Origin of the sequence: Eubacterium ramulus (assembly GCF_003122485.1) — a bacterium.
GTDB classification, from domain to species: Bacteria; Bacillota; Clostridia; order Lachnospirales; family Lachnospiraceae; genus Eubacterium_I; species Eubacterium_I ramulus_A.
The window spans coordinates 16172-34903 of sequence record NZ_JRFU01000049.1 but is presented as its reverse complement, the minus strand read 5'-3'; the positions used below and the strand labels follow the sequence as shown (position 1 = coordinate 34903).

The window sequence follows — 18732 nt, the reverse complement described above, 5'->3', positions numbered from 1 at the left end:
GCATGACGCGCACCTCGCAACAAGAATGCCGGAGCATTCTTGAATTTTGATTAATCGATGTAAGATACTGCAATACGATCAGCTGGAATCTCACGCTCCGGGAAAGTGTCATCGGTATCGCCAAGTGTTACAGCACAGCATGGAACATGTCCTTCCGGAAGACCAAGTTTTGCAACCAGTTCCGGTTTGGCATTTAATGCAGCGATTGCGCCCCAGATATTGCAGCTTCCGATTCCAAGATCAGTAGCCATCAGGCACATATGCTCAGCCATCATAGCAGCGTTGGAGTACTGTACGTTACCCATTGCCGGATTTTCAATCGGTGTGGAAATTACTACGAGGCAAGGAGCGCCATAAAGTGGTTTTGTGGAAGGATCACCAAAAAAATCAGCACCGTTGCGGTCTAATTCCTGTAATAATTCAGCATTGCGGATAACAGTCATATGCATGGTATCATATTTTCCCATTCCGATCGGTGCTGCCTGTGCAGACAGTAGGATTTTCTGTAAATCTGCATCTGATAATGTGTTTTTGTAGCTTCTGACTGATTTACGACAAGTCATAGTTTTTAATGTTTCCATAGTAGTATCATCCTCCTGTAACAAAATTTACTGCATTGATTCTGTTATGAAAAATGCAGTTTGACCGTAAAATTAGTTTTTTCTATCTATTATTATACTATGAAAAAATAAGGATTCAATGTTTTTTTGATTCATCGGAGCGTATATCAGTATGGCATTAAGTCTGAAATATAGAAATGTGGATTTTAACGATAAGGATATCATACGACAGGCGTAACAATTATTGTATGGCTTATATATAGAGCTTTTGTGGGAGAATGTATTTTTTCGTTTTCCCTCTTGTAAAGTGGCGTGGGAGTAATATATAATAGAATGAAATGGCGAAGCGTTTTTGTCGATGTATGGCAAAAATTTTTTTATATATAATTATATAGAATCATATATAAAAAATGAAATCAGCCATGATGAATATCAATATCACATGTAAATAATTTATTGCGAAGGAGGAAACGATCCAATGAACAGAGAAACTGTCATAGTGATTGATTTCGGCGGTCAGTACAACCAGCTTGTGGCACGACGTGTCCGTGAGTGCAACGTGTACTGCGAGATTTATTCCTATAAGACTGATATCGAAAAGATCAAAGCTATGAATCCAAAGGGAATCATTCTGACCGGAGGACCGAACAGCTGCTACGAAGCGGATTCACCGACTTATACAAAAGAGCTGTTTGAACTTGGAATCCCGGTACTTGGTCTTTGCTATGGTGCACAGCTGATGCAGCATATTTTAGGCGGAAAAGTAGAGCGCGCCGAGGTGCGTGAGTATGGTAAAACAGAGGTATTTGTGGAGAACAGTTCCAAATTATTCCACAACGTATCTCCATCCACTATCTGCTGGATGAGTCATTTTGATTATATTTCAAAAACAGCTCCGGGATTTACGATTACTGCTCACACTGCAGACTGTCCGGTGGCAGCAGCAGAATATGAGGAGAAAAAATTGTATGCAATTCAGTTCCATCCGGAAGTACTTCACACAGTAGAAGGTAAGACAATGCTTTCTAACTTTGTATATGAAGTATGTGGATGTGCCGGTGACTGGAAGATGGATGCATTTGTAGAAAACACCATCAAAGATATCCGTGCAAAAGTAGGTGATGGACGTGTACTTCTTGCATTATCCGGTGGTGTAGATTCTTCTGTTGCAGCAGGACTTCTCTCCAGAGCAATCGGAAAACAGCTGACTTGTGTATTCGTAGATCACGGTCTGCTTCGTAAAGATGAAGGTGATGAGGTAGAAGCTGTATTCGGACCGGAAGGACAGTTTGATCTGAACTTCATTCGCGTTAATGCACAGCAGAGATATTATGACAAACTTGCTGGAGTAACAGAGCCGGAAGCAAAACGTAAAATTATCGGTGAAGAGTTCATCCGTATTTTCGAAGAGGAAGCAAAGAAAATCGGTGCCGTTGATTTCCTGGCACAGGGAACTATTTATCCAGACGTTGTAGAGAGTGGTCTGGGCGGTGAGTCTGCAGTTATCAAATCTCACCACAATGTAGGTGGACTTCCTGAGTATGTAGATTTCAAAGAAATCATTGAGCCGTTGCGTGACCTGTTCAAAGACGAGGTTCGTAAAGCCGGACTGGAGCTTGGAATTCCGGAGAGACTGGTATTCCGTCAGCCGTTCCCGGGACCGGGACTTGGTATCCGTATCATCGGCGAAGTTACCGAAGATAAGGTTCGTATCGTTCAGGATGCAGATGCAATTTACAGAGAAGAGATTGCAAAAGCCGGACTGGATCAGGATATCAACCAGTACTTCGCAGCACTGACAAATATGCGTTCTGTTGGTGTTATGGGTGATGAGAGAACTTATGATTATGCCGTTGCACTTCGTGCTGTAAAGACGATTGACTTTATGACGGCAGAAGCTGCAGAGATTCCTTATGAGGTTCTAAATAAGGTGATGAGCAGAATTATTAATGAGGTGAAGGGTGTAAATCGTGTATTCTATGATTTGACGAGTAAACCACCTGGAACGATTGAGTTTGAATAGTTGACGCTGGGCTACAAAGCCCGTAACCACGGGGCTTTGCGGCTTTGGGTGTTTGAAATTGCATTATCATTGCATTTTTATATTTCTTTGTGATACATTGCAGTATGCTGATTACTGGTATAATTAGCAATACTTTGAGAAGCTGACTGGTAGCTGAGAACCCCGGTCAGCTTCTTTGCAATCTCAATATTGGTGTTTGGATACAGATGACCATAAGTTCCTAGTGTCGTCTGTATTTTTTCATGTCCAAGACGCTCTTTAATCAGCAGTGGATTTTCGCCCATGCTGATAAGCAGGGAAGCATGCGAATGTCTCAGGGCATGAATTTTGATTCTGTGAACACCAGCTAAATTTGCCAATTTCTCCAATGCTCTTGGAAGTGTTGTTTTGCTGGTGGGTGTACTGTTATAACTCAGGACGAATCCACAATTTGGTAAAACCTTTGCCTGAACCGCCTTCCATTCTTGTAATTCCTTGATGGTATCAGCATCAATATAAATGGTACGGTTGCTTGCCTGCGTCTTAGGTTCAACGAATTTGTAGTCATTCATTGTTTTATAGTACAGTGTTTTACTAATAATCAGCATACCTGTTTCAAAATCAATATCATCCCACTGTAAGGCGGCAGCCTCTCCAATACGCATTCCAGTCATAAATAAAAGCCAGAACGAGATGAAGAGATAGTGCTCGTAGTAGTCACCTTTGTACAGCAGGGATATTACCTTCTGAAACTCCTCCAAAGTCCAGAAGTCGATCTTTACTTTTTTAGATTTGATATTGCCGATCATGCGGGCAGGATTCTTCTTTGCAAGTCCGAGGATAATCGCCCGGTCAAAAGCTAAACATAACATTCCCTGAACAATGCGTACATAGTTTGGACTGAATTGTTTTGCCAACTTGAGCTGCCAGGTCTGTACATTTATCGCTTCTATTTCGGACACTTTCTTCTTGTAGAAATAGGCAAAGTGTTTTTGAATGGTCGAGTAACGATTCTTGTAGGTACTTTCTTTCACCTGAGTTTTGTACCACGGAAGATAGATTTCTTCAATAAACTTTTTGAAGGTAATGTCTTCCTTCTTATCAGCTAATTCTTCCGTTGATGCAAGAATCAATTTGGAATACTCGGCACGGGCTTCTTTTTTTGTTGAGAATCCGCTGCGGTATTTTTGAATCTGTTTTCCGGTTACAGGATGATATCCGAGATTGGCTCGAAAATAATAAGTGCCGTTTTCTGCTTTTTTAATTGGATCTTTTGCCATGATTTCACTCCTTACTAAAATGCAAAAAGCACGATCATTCTTGCTTATCGGGCAAAGTAATCCCTAATAATTCTTCAACGGCTTCTTTTGGAACCCTGTCTAATTTTCTGGATTGATAATAGGTATGCCCCTTTTCTACCATAAGTTCCTTTGCTTTTTTGATAATATCAGCAGCAAAGGAAGGACCGTAGCCTAATTCAATCAAATCCCTTTTTGTTACAGTTATCATGAATCTCCTTTCCACAGACAGGGAATCAACTTGATACCTGTCTATTATTATATCAAATTTTGAGTAAAAGTTCTCTAATAAAAGCGCTATAAGCTAAAATCCCAAAAGTCTATGTTATTCTTTCAGAAGCCAGTTCCTATGCCCGTTCCGGCCACGTAAAACGGTGTTACTTTGTAACTATTAAGCTGCAGGCGTGCGAAGATGCAAACTATCTGCAGTCACCTATATCAATCTCCCGAAAGATTTCTTTTGTTTTCAAGGTACGGCGAATGGATATATTACCCATTCAATTAAGGAATAGGGGGCTTTTCTTTAAGATTGAAAAATTTTAAGAAAAAATGATAAAAATAAAAGCTGCCTTGATTTGGCAGCCACGGAAATCTATTTGCGTTTTAGAGCCAGACGATTCAGCATGGAAATGAGCGCAAGCATATCCTCGTCATCGAGTTGTTTCATCAGATCAGTTGCTTTGTCAATCAGAGGAAGATTGTGCAGCTCTGAATCGAAGAACTGTTGAGGAGTGACTTCCAGATAGTCACAGATATCCAGAAAGCTCTGCATGGTAGGCAGAGAACGTCCGGAAGTGAGGGACTGGATGTAGCTTTTATTTTTGCCAAGATCCAGACTCATCTGATATTCAGATACATTTTTCTTTAAACGCAGTTCGCTGATGCGTTCTCCAATAAAGTTTTTATCCATACATTTACACCTCTCTTCCACATTTTAAACTATTTACTTACAGCAAATTACGGAATAAAATAGAGATATATTTGAAATATAGTGATTATTCCGTAATATAACCGTAATTTACTAAAATGATACAAAAAAAGAAATTATGGATGATAGAAAATGGATTTTGGGGTATGATGATAGCAAAGGAAGTGGATGTCTGTGCGGATTATAGGAAATGAGCAGGAAATTGAATGGGCGAAGGAAGCACTGCGGAATCAATGTAACGATTGTCCCTACTTGGACTGCTGTAATGAAAAGGCGAAAGAGGAGTCAAAGCAGTGTGGAACGGTTCGGTTTGGCTGCCGGGAGTATCTGAAAGAGAAGATTGAATTCGTAGTAGAAAAATAGATGTAGTATTTTGAACAAATATAAACACCATATATAGTATAAGCCTGAATTGACATGAGGAATATCTTGTGCTAGTATACTGATATAGTTTATTTTATGCACACCCTTTTTGGGGAGTTTCGGGATTCATAAGAATCTCCAAACTTACAGGAAACAGCAGGAGCTGATTCCTGGCATAAGTAGTTTATGTTTGTAGTGAGTGTCACGGTATGCCTTTTTTGGCTGCGTGGCACTTTTGTTTTTTCAGGAAGAAACCAGACTTTTAAGAATGAACAGAGAAAAGACTCTCTTTTCATTCTTTTTTTGTGCTTACATTTAGGTTTCGGCATAGTTGCATGCCACAACCAGCTTCGGCTGTTGATGGATAAATATTATTTTAAGAAAGGTGGAATAAGAACATGAATGAAGCAAGAGTGTATGCAGATGGATTTGAGAGATCCTTTGCAGAAGTAAAAGATCTGCTGGAGTTTCTGGCAGAGAGAGGAAGAAGTGCCAAATGGATCAGAAAGCCAACGAATACGTTACGGCTGGCACCACTGGAAAAGGAGGCTCAAAATCTGGATGCGGCAGATGCATCCATGGAAGAAATTTTGGAGGATACAGAGAAGAATACGCAGCTTGTACTGAAAATGAGAGGAGAATCCTATCCGGTACGTGACTGTGCCATCCGCACCATTTTAAGCCGCGCAGGTGTCAATGGAGACGGGCTTCGCAAGCTGGATAAGGCAACATATGCGAAGGTAGTCAATTACTGCCTGCGGGTTGCAAAAGGGGATGCCCTGATTAAGATTGCGGACGGAAAGGTTTCCGCAGTACATGGCGGGGATAAACATGATTATTGCATCCTTGATATGAAAGCCATGTTTGAGACAACCTGCGAATATCTGAATCTGAATTTCAAAGGCAGTGTTTACATGGAGGGCTCTGGTATCTATGACCATTCCATTGTATCTGCCATGTGGAAGCTCGGAGGAAGTCAGGAACTTCTGGATACTTACCGAAAAGCACTGGATGCACACGGAATGGATGAGAAGATCCTGTCACCGGCACTTCGTTTTACCACATCTGACGTGGCAGCGAGCGGTGCAAATCTGTATCCGATGCTTTTGACAGACGGACCAAACGGCGTTATCAGTCTGGGAAGTCCAATCAAGCTGGCTCACGATAAAGGGGCAACGATTCTGGACTTCCGGAAAAATCTGGAGCAGGTATGCGCCCGCTATGTGGATGCGATGAAGAATCTTACTCAGCTTATGGACATTGAGATCCGTAATCCGGTGAACTGCCTGAAGCTGCTGATGAAGGAACTTGGCATTAAACAGAAGATCCGGAATGAGGTGGTGGAGCTATTTGTATCCCAGAACGGGGAAGGTGCCTGTACGGCACATGATCTTTATTATGCCATGAATGAAGCCTCCTTTTTTGCAGCCTGTGAAGGAATGTCCGGACAGGGCATCCTGAAGCTGGAGGAGGATATTACGAAGGCGCTTATAAAAGACTGGAAAAAATATGACGTTTATGGAGCAGTCAAATGTTAGGAGGAATTGGAATGAATAACAAAGCAGAGTATACACCGGAAAAGGTTGTGGATATCAGTAACCTGTCAAGAGAAGACTGGTTGGAATACCGCAAAAAAGGAATCGGCGGCAGTGATGTAGCGGCAATCATGGGGATCTCTCCATTTGCCACTATCCGGGATCTGTTTTACAACAAAACAGGTGTGCAGCCGGTCATTCAGGAGGAAGAGGAAAGCAACTGGGTTGCCAAGGAAGTCGGACACCGGCTGGAAGATCTGGTGGCAGAAATCTTTTCCAAAAAGACCGGACTGGAAGTATTTCCGGTACGTGTCATGTTCCGGCATCCATTATATCCGTTCATGCTTGCAGATGTGGATTTTTTTGTTCGTATGCCGGATGGGACATTTGCGATTCTGGAATGTAAAACCTGCAATTATAATGCGAAAGATAAGTGGGCTGATGAGGGTATTCCAGCTCATTATGTGCTGCAGGTAAGGCATTATCTGTCTGTGATGAATATGCAGAAAGCCTTTATCGCATGCCTGTATGGAAATAACGAGAATGAGTTTGTGTATCGCACCATTGAGCGTGATCTGATTGAGGAAGAAGACATCATTGATCAGGAAACGTATTTCTGGCAGGAACATGTATTGAAAAATGTAGTACCGCCGCATAACGGGAATTCCGATCTGGTTCTGGCAAATATCCGTAATTATGGTGGTTTTGCAGACAAATCTATTCCGGAAATTGTGCTTTCCGGTCTGGAATCAAAAAATCTTGAGAAGTATCTTACCCTTTCGGAGGAAAAGTCACAGTTGGAAAAACGGAAAAAGGAAATCGAAGCAGAACAGCGGGCAATCAGTGTTCCTTTTGTGGAACAGCTGGGGCAGGGCTGCAAGGCAGTGCTGGAGGACGGTACGAACCGTTACCGTATTACCTATAATCCGACCAGACGTACTTCGGTTGGGAAAGACCAGATGGAGAAGCTGAAAAACCAGCATCCGGATATCTATGAGGAATATACAAAAACAACGGAGAGCCGTACTTTCCGAATTAAGAAGGAGGCGGCGTAATGAGAAAACCAAATGAACGGATGCGGATAAAAAGCTGGAGGGATATAAACAATGAGGTGCAGATTTAAACATAAGATTTTCCAGAATGAGGAGAATGGGTATACGATTGCCATATTCACCACACAGGATACGTCTGTCCCCCTGTCAGCCAGAGGCAAATATCTGGCATCCCGGAATATCATCGGCTTCTCAGCGATTGGATTCGGTCTTCCGCTTACAGACGAGATTGAGCTTGAGATGGAAGGCAGATGGGAGAGCGGAGAGCATGGAACTCAGTATCAGGTGGAAAATTTCATGGAGGTTGTACCACGGACAAAGGAGGGTATCTTAGGATACCTTTCTTCCGGTGCAATCAAAGGTATCGGTCCCAAGATGGCAGATACTATTTTCCGGAAGTTTGGGCTTCAGACACTGGAAATCATGGAAAACAACCCGCAGGAACTCTTGAAGATCCGTGGAATTTCCGAGAAGAAGCTGGCTGCTATTGTGGAGTCCTATGGAAAAAACCAGGTGTTCCGGGAACTGATGACGTTTCTGGCGCCTTTTAAGGTAACACCCAAAAAAGTGAATATGATTCTGAAGAAATTCGGAAATGAATCGGTGGATATTATCCGGCACCGCCCTTACATGCTGAGTGCAGTCAAAGGCTTCGGGTTTCTGACTGTGGATGCGATCGGAAGACAGTGCTGCTGTGCACTCAATGATCCCATGCGGATATCCGGGTGCATCGGACATATCATGAATCAGGCAATGAAAGAAGGACATCTGTTTAAGCAGCGTCAGGAGGTTATCAGGGAAGCACTGGAAATACTGAACCGGGATCTGCAGGTCATGGCAGTATCGGAGCAGGATGTCAGTCAGGTGCTTTACCGGCTGGTGCTGCAAAAAAGCATTGTTGTGGAGGAAGAACGGATCTATTCTATCCGGCAGTATGAAGAAGAAACACAGACCGCTTCCATGATAGCCAGACGGCTTTTGGAGAAGCCGGTTTTGCTGTCCATTGAACCGGAGCTGGAAAAGGCACAGAAGACACTGGGGATCACGCTGTCAGAAACACAGAAACAGGCAGTGCGGATGGTGTTTGCACATCCCATCAGTATTATTACCGGAGGTCCCGGAACCGGAAAGACAACGGTTCTCAAGGTGATTCTCTATATCCATCAGGCGTTATGCAGGTCAGAGGTACAGCTTATGGCTCCGACCGGACGTGCGGCAAGACGTATGGTGGAGAGTACCGGCTGTGAAAATGCATCCACGATGCATCTGGCCCTGGGGCTTTTGGGAGATGATACGGATTTTGAACCGGATTTTGAGTACCTGTCTGCCGGATTTCTAAATGTAGATGAGGTGTCCATGGTGGACATGCATCTTGCCTATGAATTTTTCCGGCGGGTTAGCAGACATGCCAGAGTCCTTTTAGTCGGGGATAAGAACCAGCTTCCATCCGTAGGAGCCGGGGATGTGTTCCGGCAACTGATTGCCTGCGGGCTGATTCCGGTCACGGTACTGGATCTGGTTTACCGGCAGGGCGCTTTGAGCAGCATACCTTATAATGCAAAACTGATGCAGGAGAATAAGACTAATCTGAGCTTTGGGGAGGATTTTCAGTTCATTGCCTGTAAAGGAGCAGATGAAGCGGCAGAGATTGTCCGGAGGATTTATCTGGACGAGATTGCAAAAAACGGCATGGATCAGGTACAGATCCTGACTCCGTATCGGAAACGCAGTGCTGCCGGAGTGGATGAATTGAACAAATCTCTGGAGGATTTTGTAAATCCGCCAATCGCAGGGAAGAAGGAACTGCATATCGGCAGTCAGGTGTTCCGGGTTGGCGATAAGATTTTACAGAATAAAAATACCGAGATGGCGAGTAACGGCGATCTGGGCAGGATACTGGACTGTATCACGGATGAGGATGGAAATGCCAGGGCAGTGATCGGATTCCCGGATGGGCGGCAGGTGCAATATGAAGCTGACCAGATGGAAATGATCGAACATGCTAACGCAACAACCATCCATAAGGCACAGGGTTCCGAATGTCCGGTTGTCATCATCCCTTGGGTAAAAGCCTTTTATATGATGCTGAAGCGCAATATTCTCTATACCGGAGTGACCAGAGCGAAAAGCAAGGTTTATCTGGTAGGGGAATGGGCTGCAGTCTGTCAGGCAATCCATACGGATGACAGCGGGACAAGGAACACCATTCTGAGTGAGCGGATCGTACAGTATTACGATCAGTATCAGAGTGAACAGAAACCGGAAATGGAGCAGTTAAAACTTGTTGTTTAAAAATATTTTTCAATTTTTGAAATAAGCGGACTATTACTCTTATATAGGGGAACGTCTGCTTTTCTAAATGAAAGGAGCAGAGAATGAAAGAATTATTGTATAAGAAATCAGAGGCAGTTGCCGCTTTGAACCGTGTGGATGGCTTCCATCCGATGGAACTGGCAAGAAAGATTGGAGAAGAAGGGCAGGAGGAGCAGCTTTATCTGGATGTGAAATACCGGAAGCTATGGTTTCGTCTGGTCAATCCGGCAGGAAAGATCATCAGCCGGATTATCACTTTCACAGAGAACATGGCAGTTGTGGAAGCACGTATCTATCTGGATAAATGTGATCAGGAAGACAATTATGTAGCCAATTCCTTTTCGCAGAAATTCCGGAGCGATGACCCGAAGTTTGGAGACAAATTTCTGGAAATGGCAGAAACAGCAGCCGTAGGAAGGGCATTATCGGATGCCGGATATGGTGTGCAGTTTGCGGATGTGGGAGAGGAAAATGATCCTGCACAGGTAGATGCCGGAATTCCATATCAGAATCCACAGATGCCGGATTCAGGTGCCATGGAAAATGCAGCCATGCCGGATTCGGGTGTCATGCCAAATGCCCCTATGCCAACTTATGGAGAGATGCCAGGTCAGCCGGAATATGCAGGCCAGCAGATGATGAATCAGTTCTATCAGCAGGCACAGGCGGCGGGAAGCACCATTTACCATGGCAGTGGACAAATGCCTGGCTACGGTTCCGCTCCGGCTGCCTCTACGCCGCCAAAGACCGGACAGATGCTGCAGGGAGCATTACAGAATCTGGATACGTCCCTTCCGGTAGAAGAACTGATGAAACACATGAACTATGAAATGGCAGTCGGGACTGTGATTCCGGGAAAGGGAAAATACGGCGGAAAGACCATGGGACAGGTGGCAGTTGAAAGCCCGTCAACGATCCAGTGGTTTGCCGAGCAATATTCCGGACCGAACAATCTGGTTCCGGCGGCAGCAAAGGTAATTTTACAAAAAGCAATGCCGATGGCTGGTTAAGGAAGAACCCCGCAGAGAGCTTTTTTCTGCGGGGGAAAGGAGGAAGAGACCGGGATGTATTATGATATGTCTGGGTTTGATTATGGAATACTGGATGTGGTGCAGGTGCTGCATCTCAGAAAGCGGCGGGGAAACTATTATGACTGCCCGTTTTGTGGAGAGACGCATGGAAAACTGAATATCAATGTGGAAAAGAATGTATTCCGGTGCAACCGCTGTGATGCGTCCGGGGGGATGCTGAAGCTTTATGCGGATTTGCACAATGTTACACTCTCCGAAGCAAATCAGCAGATCCGGGAAGCATTAGGAAAAGGAGAATACCGGACGGATTATATCAAAGCAACGCCGGTACAGGAAGAAAAGGCAACGGCAGAGCTTGCACCCATAGAGGAAATCCACCGGACGTATCAGAGAATGCTGTCCATGCTCACGCTTAACAGGAAGCATCAGGAGGATCTGCAAAGACGAGGATTAAAACCGGAACAGATCGAAGCACAGCGTTACCGGAGTGTCCCGCTGTTTGGAATGAAGAAGCTGGTCAAAAGGCTGGCAGAAGAAGGATATATGGTGAAAGGCGTGCCGGGATTCTACCGGGATACAGACGGAAACTGGACGATTAACTTCAAAGCAGAAAACTCAGGAATCCTGATTCCCATAGTTTCTTTGGACGGGTTCATCCAGGGTTTTCAGATCCGGGTAGATCATGTGACTGACACGAAAAAATATATCTGGCTGTCCAGTGTCAATTATGACCAGGGAGTTTCCTCCGGAAGTCCGGTACATGTGATCGGTGATCTTGCCGCAGAACGTGTCTATCTGACCGAAGGAGCCTTAAAAGGGACCATAGCCCATTATCTGTCCGGCGCTACCTTTGTGTGCGTTGCCGGAGTGAACCAGTACCGGAATCTGAAACCGGTGCTGGAGCGGATGAAAGGATATGGGATGAAACAGCTTTTGGAGGCGTATGACATGGATAAGAAGATGAAAGTAGCCTGCAATAAGCATGACAGTAAGTGTGCGGTCTGTTTTGAGCGTTCCCCTGTTATCTGCCAGCATAAGGCGGAGAAACGGAGGATTATCCAGAACGGCTGCAATAAGGTCTATGAAATCTGCCGGGAGCTTTCCCTGCCGATGAACCGGATGGTCTGGGATATGGACGAGAGCGGGGAGTGGAACGGGAAACACAAGGGGATTGATGACTATTTAGCCGCCATCAAACAGAAGGAAGGAACCGGGGCACAGACTTCGGCTCTTCCGAAAGGAGAACAATCATGAGAAAAAAAGGAAATACGGTTCTTGCAGGACTCATTATCTGCCTGTTGCTTGTTTTTCTCGCAGCGGCAGGAAAACTCTTTGGTGCTTATCTGAAGTATCAGAAAGGGGACGTAAGTTACGAGAAACTGCAGGAATATGTTCAGGAACCAGAGGAAGAAGAATCACCGGAGTCTGAGAAAGAAAAGGAGGAACCTAAGAATAGGTATCTAGAAATTGATTTTGCAGGTTTAAAAGCGGTTAATCCGGATGTCATAGCGTGGATTCAGATTCCGGCACTGGATATTAGTTATCCGGTGGTACAGGGGAAAGATAATGCATATTATCTTCATCACCTTTTTTCGGGAGAATCCAATATCAACGGGAGCATCTTTGTGGACTGCCATAATCAGCCGGACTTTACGGATCAGAATACGATCGTGTACGGGCATAATATGAAAAACGGGAGCATGTTCGGAACTCTGGATAAGTACCAAGACAAAGAGCTATTTGAACAACATCCGGAGTTTTATCTCTATTTGCCGGACAAGATCCTCAAGTATCGTATCTTTTCCTGCTATGCGGGAAGAACCGGAAGTGAGGGATATAGGTATCATTTCCCGGAAGCGGAAGATTTTCAGACGTTTCTGGATACGGTGTCTTCTTATAGGGATTATGATACCGGCACCGAGCTGTCGGCAACGGATCGGATAGTTACGCTGTCTACCTGTGTCAATTCCAGACGGAATTATCGCTATCTGGTACATGGAAAATTAAGCAGTGAGATCATCACAGAGGAATAAAAGAATCGTGCTGGTGTGAGAAGAAATTTCTTATGCCAGCTTTTATTATGGGAGGAAATGTAATGGGAACAGCATTGGTTATGGAACATGCAAACGCACTGGCACAGATGATAGTCAGTGAAAAGGACAAGTTATTTGATGAAAGAGTGGAGGCTCTTGTAAAACTTTATAGAAGGGCGGAATTTTATCTGAAGCAGGGATTTCTGGAGAGCATCGTCTGCGAGTTCCATCGGAAGAAAGTGGAAATGATTATGCAGGCGGAAACAAAAGGAGAGATTACGGAAATACTGAAGTTATCAAAACCGCATTTTGACGGGAAAAAATTTGTCTATACCTCTCCGTATGCTGTGGAAGAGGAAGAGCTTCTCCTTTGGTCTCTGACATCACTGCAAGGTCCACTCCGGGATGAAGGGTATCGAAGATATCGGGAATTATTTGAGAAGTGCCTGCCGGAGATGGCAGAAAAGATTCCGGCGTAGAACAATGGCATAACAAAGGAACGAAAAAACTATCTTTTATTTTACTGTAATTTCACTCTTTATTGAATCTGCAATACTTTACAAAGTTTTTTACGGAAAAATGCTTCGGATTAATATACTTAACACCAGTATCTATCAGCTTAAATTTTGAATAACCAAACACCAGTGTTTCATTATTCACAAAAATCGTCATCTATCCAGAAAGCAGGTAAAATATGTTCACAATAATCAGAGTATTTTCTGCATTCAATACATTCTTCATCTAAAGAATCTACGCCGACATAATGAATATGATAATCTACAGTATCGTTTACAAATCTTTCAAGGAAGATGTTCAAAACAAAGGCTACTCTATCATCACAATAAACATAACCAATTAAATTCTTATGAATGATACAGTAAACGAGATAAACACAGCGTGTATCAACGATGCAGTTGAAATTGTATCCAGATTAAAGCCTATTTATACTTTAAAGCATGCACGGAGACAGCAAGAAGACCTATTCCTGTACGGAAGAGGTCTTCCCGTCCTTATACTAAAGTTAATTGGTATGCTGAAGTCCCGCAAAAGCAACATTTAATTTACCTCCAGATTACCGCTTTTAAGAGATAGATAATCGGAACTTCCGCTAAGCAGATAGAAAAAATATTCCCCTTTTTCATCTGGTGAGAAACTATATTTTCCACTCAGTTCATCGAACACTTCTCCTTCATACATTATCCCGTCTTTTACATAACCGATAATCAAATCTTGGGATACTGTAATGTCTGATTTATATTTATCAAACGAAATGACTATATTATCTTTATCAGTTAGTTCCCATCCCTTTCCATTGTCTTGTGTAAGTACACAAAGTGAATTGTTGATTAGAATTATTTCTGGAATGATATACATTTCATCTGATTTATCAGTAGGAATCTCTACTATTGATGATGGTATGAAATTAGGCATCAGACTGCTTTTAACAATTCTGCTTTCAGGAAATTCTGATGAAGATTTGGCTAATTCCTCAATATCAACAACTTTCCCATTTTCATTGGTATATACACCGTCTTTTAATATGATGTAGCTTCTATCATTGGTTTCTGTCCCGATTAAATGTCGATTGCTGTCATCAATTAAAGCCGATGTTAACAGATGACTGATTGCAGCATATACAGGCATACACAAAAACACTGAAACCACAGTTACAATAATTGCAGTTCTATAAGTGAACTTTAAAGGCTTATGTTTTGAAGCTGTTTTACAAAATACATTTTGACGTATCTTTTGTTTGGAATATTTTTTCAGTATTTTATTGCAATCATGAAAATACACTTCCTCAATAAAAGATTCATCAATTTCACTCATTAACTCATTCAAAGAAAATTTTACAGTCTTCATATCTAAATCCCTTCTTTTCCATTTTTAGTTTTAATTTTTTACGTCCGCGTAACAGTTTGGATTTTACTGTAGATTCTTTTAATCCGGTTTCTTCTGCTATTACAGCGATTGTCTTAGTGTAATAGTAGTACGAGATAAAACATTTTCTTTCGTCAACTGATAGTTCATATATGCTTTCTTTTAAGCATTTGATTACTTCTTCTTTTAACGGCCCGTATTCAATATGTTCGTTCGTTCCAACCTGAAACGCATCTTCGTAATTTTCAAAATGCATCTTAGAGGTTTTTCGTAATGCGTTTTTTGCCATGTTTCTTGCGATTGTTCCTAAATAGGGTTTGAATGTGCTGTAGTTATCTGTATCTCATTCCTTTAGATAACTATAAAACAACGAAGCCCGTTAGCCCTTGTGGTTAGCGGGTTTTCGCTGTTCTGTACTTGTTGCAAAATCCGCTTCGGTCAAATCTCGGTCAAATAATTTTCTAAAGAAATGTTGCACCTTTTCTATTCTCTTTCTTATTCTTGTTCTGATTATATGATTTCCTTATACAAATTCTGTAATTTATCCATTTCCGATTTTGCTTTATCATCTGTGACGTGCGTATACAAATCCAGTGTGATTGCTATGGAATAATGTCCGAGGAATCCTTGTACTACCTTTGCGTCAATCCCGGCTTCAAAACAACGCGTTGCAAAAGTATGACGAAGTGCATGTGGATAAAAATGCGGAATCGGTATAAACACTGTCTTGTTTTTCTCTGCCTGCTTTTTTCGTTCCTTATTGATAGATTTTTCTATCCAGTCTAACGTCACTTGAAAGGTGTGTTCTGTAATCGGTTTTCCGTTCTTTCCAACAAACACAAGATTTTCAAATCCCTCTAATGGTTGCCATTCACTAGCTGACAACTGCATTTCTTTCAACTGAATCCACTGACGTTTTAAAGCCTTATACACACTGTCCTGCATGGGAATCGTCCGTATACTGTTCTTTGTCTTTGGTGTCTGGTACTTGAATACATACTTCTTTGTTTCCTTATCTTTGATATACACCAACGTTTTATTTACAGAAATTTCCCGTTTCCGAAAATCTACATCATCCCATGTAAGCCCAAGCAGTTCTCCGCCACGCATTCCCGTTCCGAGTGCTACCTGTATGAGATTCTCGTGTATTCTCTCCTTTGCGTGTTCCAATACTTCCCGTTGTTCTTTCACAGTCAGTACCCGTATCTGTTTTGTCTTTGTTTTGGGAACTTCCACTCCTGCACATGGGTTGAATGTAAGAATCCTGTTATGCACTGCATATTTGAACATAGCATTGAGAATATTATACACATCCCGTATAGTCTTTGTGCTGTAATCATCATCTGCCATATTCTGAAGCAGACGTTCCAAAATAATCGGATTAAAATCTGCCACACGTTGTTTTCCTATCTGCTTCTTTATGTAACGTCTGTAAAAATCATCATAACGTACTTGTGTACTCTCCTTGATAGTCCGCTTCTTATGGGTATTCAGCCAGATATCAAACCATGTATCCAGAGTGATATTATCGCCCTTTCCTTTCAACCCATGCTTGACTTCATAGCGTAAATCTTCCATTTCTTGAACTAACTTTTTTAAGTCCGCATTATCTTTTGTATACGTTTCTCCTTTGTAATAAAACCGCCCTCTGTAAATTCCGCTTTTTCTCTGCATAATTCCCGGCGGTAATGGATTTCCTTTTAAGTCCTTGCCCAATCTGCACGCTCCTTTCCGTGCAAGGACTATCAGAACTGGTCTGACAGTATTATATGCTTATTTGTGTTTATACTGCAATTACTTCATATTTATTTTTCAGATTATGCCCTTCGTTTTTCTTCAAAAACTGGTCTAAAACCTCAGAGCGTATAAGAATCTTATTTCCAATCCTTATGACCGGAATCTTCTGCCATGTAATCAGCTTTCGCAGATTATTTCTTCCAATTCCCGTATACTCTGACGCTTCATTCACTGTAAGGGCTTTCTTTGTCTGTATCGTTTTCTGTGTATGTTCTGTCAAAGATTCTCCTTTCTTCTTCCCTCAAAAGGAAAGATTTTTTATAGTCCTCATATATGCGTTGTTGTTCTTCGTTCATCTGCCCCCGTTCTATTAGCTGGCGGATATAATCTCTGTTATCCAGTTTTCCGATTTTATCCATTAGCTTTAAAGAGGGCGAAACTGCTACGTTCAGCCACTGCCATGTTCGTTCCAGTGTCTTTTTCTCTGGATTCATGGTCAACTTTATCTTCCCTACATCCTGCATGAGTTCTTCCCACGGGGGATAAGTAGGATAAAGCCGTTTTCTTGTAACCGTGCTGTTTTCCGGCTTCTGTAAAAACCGCACTTTCTCGTTTAATACAGACAACGCAATCCGTGCCACATCCCTGTCTTTCAGAAGTTCTTCTACTAATCTGACCGCTTTTTTGTGCCGGAATCGAAGTTCATATCTGTTCCAGTCCGGGTTGAGTTCTTTTCCGAACTTTTCTGCCTGTTCATATCCCTTTTCATAGAATGTAATCCGAAAATCACTGTGTTTACTGCCGAGATATAGTGTTTTTCCCTGCGCTTCTATTTCATCCTCTTTCAGTCTATCAGAACGATTCTCTGCTGTATCACGCAACTGACTAGATATCAGCCCCTCGTTTTTCAGACGAATCAATTCCGGGATAGACAGATAAGGCTTTGTATCGTCGATTGCCAAGTCTATCCTCGGAAAATTCACCGGGTATCTGCAAACTCTTTCCAGAAAATCAAACCATGTTTCCTTATTCATCATAAGGAAATTTTCATAATTCCTGCACCCCGAACCACTCATAAGAATCTGAAATCCCTCATACTGTGCATTTCCTGTCGGTTTCAGAATCTTGATATTGTCAAATCTTGCTATCAGTTCGTGTCCAGCAATTCCTTTTTCCTTACCATGCAGTTCCATAAAACTCAGTGGAATCCGCAAGATATCTTCTATGATTATGAACACGTCTACACCTTTGACAGTAATCTGACACCAGTCAATCAGTGCTGTCAAATCTTCTTTCTGACGAGTTACCCCCCTGTTAGTATAGGGGGGTTCTGAAATTTTCATTACCTCTGTTATCATCATCCCTGCCTTTCGTAGTATGCCGTGGCTTTCGCCACGTTCCCGGAACTTCCTCTACTCCCTTTGCTCCTTTCACGCTGTACGGAGCAGTCCGCAGAGAATTTCCGGGAACAGTCTCTACACGTTTCCTTTTCCGGTAACAACACGGATACCCTTGCAGGAGATTCTGTCCACCAATACCGGGAAGTTTCCTCTCTGCACATAAGGGGCATATACCGCTTCTTCTAGTTCTACCACTGTGTAAGGCTCTACCTTTGGAAGTTCTGTTGCTTCCAGACGGATATCTACGCTGTTTCCAAGTTTCATGCTTCCGAGGTGAAGTTTCAATGCTTCCACTTCCTCGGTTTTCTTCCGGGTTTCCTTATCATACTTGTAGCAGTAGTCTGCTCCCATGTAACGGAGTTCCCCGAACGCTTCTCTGACCTGTTCTTTTGTCAATGTAATCTGCATGCTACATTTCTCCTTTTTTGAAATCATGGTGAATGAGTGTCTGGTAAGTGTGACAAGTCCTTTTCATATCCACGTCTATATTTATTTCATTACTTTTCTCCTTACCTCTTAACCTCATCATAGACCTGTTTTTTCTTCTTGTCAACAATTATTTTACTTTTTCCCTTACTTTTTATTTTTGTATTTCAAAC

General features: G+C 42.5%; 18 protein-coding genes and 1 pseudogene. 9 read left to right on the top strand and 10 right to left on the bottom strand.

Annotation, left to right across the window (positions count from 1 at the left end):
- Positions 1 to 50: 50 nt before the first annotated feature.
- The gene (locus tag LG34_RS04660) at positions 51 to 581 is read right to left on the bottom strand and encodes a nitroreductase family protein (RefSeq protein ID WP_109215055.1); all 531 of its coding nucleotides are present in this window, start codon (positions 579 to 581) and stop codon (positions 51 to 53) included.
- Between the two features lie 457 nt (positions 582 to 1038).
- Between LG34_RS04660 and guaA the strand changes: the two genes are divergently transcribed.
- A complete protein-coding gene (gene guaA, locus LG34_RS04655) occupies positions 1039 to 2583 on the top strand; it encodes a glutamine-hydrolyzing GMP synthase (protein ID WP_109215054.1) in 1545 nt (514 codons plus the stop codon).
- A 77-nt stretch (positions 2584 to 2660) separates the two neighbouring features.
- Here guaA and LG34_RS04650 read toward each other — a convergent pair whose 3' ends face one another.
- From LG34_RS04650 to LG34_RS04640, 3 genes are all read right to left on the bottom strand, one after another.
- Complete coding sequence (locus LG34_RS04650; protein ID WP_005333347.1) at positions 2661 to 3842, bottom strand: tyrosine-type recombinase/integrase; 1182 nt, start codon at positions 3840 to 3842, stop codon at positions 2661 to 2663.
- A 34-nt stretch (positions 3843 to 3876) separates the two neighbouring features.
- Complete coding sequence (locus LG34_RS04645; RefSeq protein WP_005333349.1) at positions 3877 to 4071, bottom strand: DUF3173 domain-containing protein; 195 nt, start codon at positions 4069 to 4071, stop codon at positions 3877 to 3879.
- 381 nt (positions 4072 to 4452) lie between these two features.
- Positions 4453 to 4770 (bottom strand): helix-turn-helix domain-containing protein, encoded by a 318-nt coding sequence (locus LG34_RS04640; protein WP_005333350.1) that lies wholly within the window; start codon positions 4768 to 4770, stop codon positions 4453 to 4455.
- Positions 4771 to 4962: 192 nt separating this feature from the next.
- On the opposite strand from LG34_RS04640, the gene LG34_RS04635 reads away from it, so the two are divergent.
- From LG34_RS04635 to LG34_RS04595, 8 genes are all read left to right on the top strand, one after another.
- Entirely contained in the window at positions 4963 to 5151 is a 189-nt protein-coding gene (locus tag LG34_RS04635; protein WP_425458801.1) for a 2-ketoisovalerate ferredoxin oxidoreductase, read from the top strand.
- Positions 5152 to 5549: 398 nt separating this feature from the next.
- Positions 5550 to 6689 carry a transposase gene (locus tag LG34_RS04625; protein ID WP_109215053.1) on the top strand — a complete coding sequence of 380 codons (1140 nt, stop codon included), beginning with the start codon at positions 5550 to 5552 and terminating at the stop codon, positions 6687 to 6689.
- 11 nt (positions 6690 to 6700) lie between these two features.
- Positions 6701 to 7741, top strand: coding sequence for a YqaJ viral recombinase family protein (locus tag LG34_RS04620; protein ID WP_259320787.1), 1041 nt, complete (start codon positions 6701 to 6703; stop codon positions 7739 to 7741).
- Between the two features lie 51 nt (positions 7742 to 7792).
- Entirely contained in the window at positions 7793 to 10030 is a 2238-nt protein-coding gene (gene recD2 / locus LG34_RS04615) for an SF1B family DNA helicase RecD2 (protein WP_109215052.1), read from the top strand.
- An 83-nt stretch (positions 10031 to 10113) separates the two neighbouring features.
- Positions 10114 to 11061, top strand: coding sequence for a hypothetical protein (locus LG34_RS04610; protein ID WP_005333375.1), 948 nt, complete (start codon positions 10114 to 10116; stop codon positions 11059 to 11061).
- Between the two features lie 54 nt (positions 11062 to 11115).
- Entirely contained in the window at positions 11116 to 12336 is a 1221-nt protein-coding gene (locus tag LG34_RS04605) for a CHC2 zinc finger domain-containing protein (protein ID WP_005333381.1), read from the top strand.
- Positions 12333 to 13115: a class B sortase gene (srtB, locus tag LG34_RS04600; RefSeq protein WP_005333383.1), complete on the top strand. Its 783-nt coding sequence runs from the start codon at positions 12333 to 12335 to the stop codon at positions 13113 to 13115. Before LG34_RS04605 ends, srtB begins: the two co-directional genes overlap by 4 nt.
- Before the next feature lie 62 nt (positions 13116 to 13177).
- On the top strand, positions 13178 to 13594 hold the full coding sequence (locus tag LG34_RS04595) for a hypothetical protein (RefSeq protein ID WP_020436703.1): 417 nt from the start codon (positions 13178 to 13180) through the stop codon (positions 13592 to 13594).
- 577 nt (positions 13595 to 14171) lie between these two features.
- Here LG34_RS04595 and LG34_RS04590 read toward each other — a convergent pair.
- The 6 genes and pseudogenes from LG34_RS04590 to LG34_RS04565 all read right to left on the bottom strand — a co-directional run bounded on the left by LG34_RS04590 (position 14172) and on the right by LG34_RS04565 (position 18541).
- Positions 14172 to 14978, bottom strand: a complete 807-nt coding sequence (locus LG34_RS04590; protein WP_109215051.1) for a hypothetical protein — start codon at positions 14976 to 14978, stop codon at positions 14172 to 14174.
- A pseudogene (locus LG34_RS04585) lies at positions 14950 to 15312 on the bottom strand (RNA polymerase sigma factor); the annotation flags it as partial. The pseudogene LG34_RS04585 and the gene LG34_RS04590, both read right to left, overlap by 29 nt.
- Positions 15313 to 15506: 194 nt before the next feature.
- The gene (locus LG34_RS04580) at positions 15507 to 16712 is read right to left on the bottom strand and encodes a tyrosine-type recombinase/integrase (protein WP_009244191.1); all 1206 of its coding nucleotides are present in this window, start codon (positions 16710 to 16712) and stop codon (positions 15507 to 15509) included.
- A gap of 67 nt (positions 16713 to 16779) precedes the next feature.
- Positions 16780 to 16965: a helix-turn-helix domain-containing protein gene (locus LG34_RS04575; RefSeq protein ID WP_004844108.1), complete on the bottom strand. Its 186-nt coding sequence runs from the start codon at positions 16963 to 16965 to the stop codon at positions 16780 to 16782.
- Positions 16958 to 18076, bottom strand: a complete 1119-nt coding sequence (locus LG34_RS04570) for a replication initiation factor domain-containing protein (RefSeq protein WP_242853877.1) — start codon at positions 18074 to 18076, stop codon at positions 16958 to 16960. Before LG34_RS04570 ends, LG34_RS04575 begins: the two co-directional genes overlap by 8 nt.
- A gap of 132 nt (positions 18077 to 18208) precedes the next feature.
- Entirely contained in the window at positions 18209 to 18541 is a 333-nt protein-coding gene (locus LG34_RS04565; protein ID WP_009244196.1) for a hypothetical protein, read from the bottom strand.
- Positions 18542 to 18732: the final 191 nt, after the last annotated feature.

Bases quoted from the DNA above. Each gene is read 5' to 3' on its own strand.
- recD2 (WP_109215052.1), top strand. From the start codon at position 7,793: ATGAGGTGCAGATTTAAACATAAGATTTTCCAGAATGAGGAGAATGGG.
- LG34_RS04620 (WP_259320787.1), top strand. From the start codon at position 6,701: ATGAATAACAAAGCAGAGTATACACCGGAAAAGGTTGTGGATATCAGT.
- LG34_RS04645 (WP_005333349.1), bottom strand. From the start codon at position 4,071: ATGATAACTGTAACAAAAAGGGATTTGATTGAATTAGGCTACGGTCCT.
- srtB (WP_005333383.1), top strand. From the start codon at position 12,333: ATGAGAAAAAAAGGAAATACGGTTCTTGCAGGACTCATTATCTGCCTG.
- LG34_RS04605 (WP_005333381.1), top strand. From the start codon at position 11,116: ATGTATTATGATATGTCTGGGTTTGATTATGGAATACTGGATGTGGTG.
- LG34_RS04650 (WP_005333347.1), bottom strand. From the start codon at position 3,842: ATGGCAAAAGATCCAATTAAAAAAGCAGAAAACGGCACTTATTATTTT.
- LG34_RS04590 (WP_109215051.1), bottom strand. From the start codon at position 14,978: ATGAAGACTGTAAAATTTTCTTTGAATGAGTTAATGAGTGAAATTGAT.
- LG34_RS04570 (WP_242853877.1), bottom strand. From the start codon at position 18,076: ATGAAAATTTCAGAACCCCCCTATACTAACAGGGGGGTAACTCGTCAG.
- guaA (WP_109215054.1), top strand. From the start codon at position 1,039: ATGAACAGAGAAACTGTCATAGTGATTGATTTCGGCGGTCAGTACAAC.
- LG34_RS04660 (WP_109215055.1), bottom strand. From the start codon at position 581: ATGGAAACATTAAAAACTATGACTTGTCGTAAATCAGTCAGAAGCTAC.
- LG34_RS04610 (WP_005333375.1), top strand. From the start codon at position 10,114: ATGAAAGAATTATTGTATAAGAAATCAGAGGCAGTTGCCGCTTTGAAC.
- LG34_RS04625 (WP_109215053.1), top strand. From the start codon at position 5,550: ATGAATGAAGCAAGAGTGTATGCAGATGGATTTGAGAGATCCTTTGCA.
- LG34_RS04565 (WP_009244196.1), bottom strand. From the start codon at position 18,541: ATGCAGATTACATTGACAAAAGAACAGGTCAGAGAAGCGTTCGGGGAA.
- LG34_RS04595 (WP_020436703.1), top strand. From the start codon at position 13,178: ATGGGAACAGCATTGGTTATGGAACATGCAAACGCACTGGCACAGATG.
- LG34_RS04640 (WP_005333350.1), bottom strand. From the start codon at position 4,770: ATGGATAAAAACTTTATTGGAGAACGCATCAGCGAACTGCGTTTAAAG.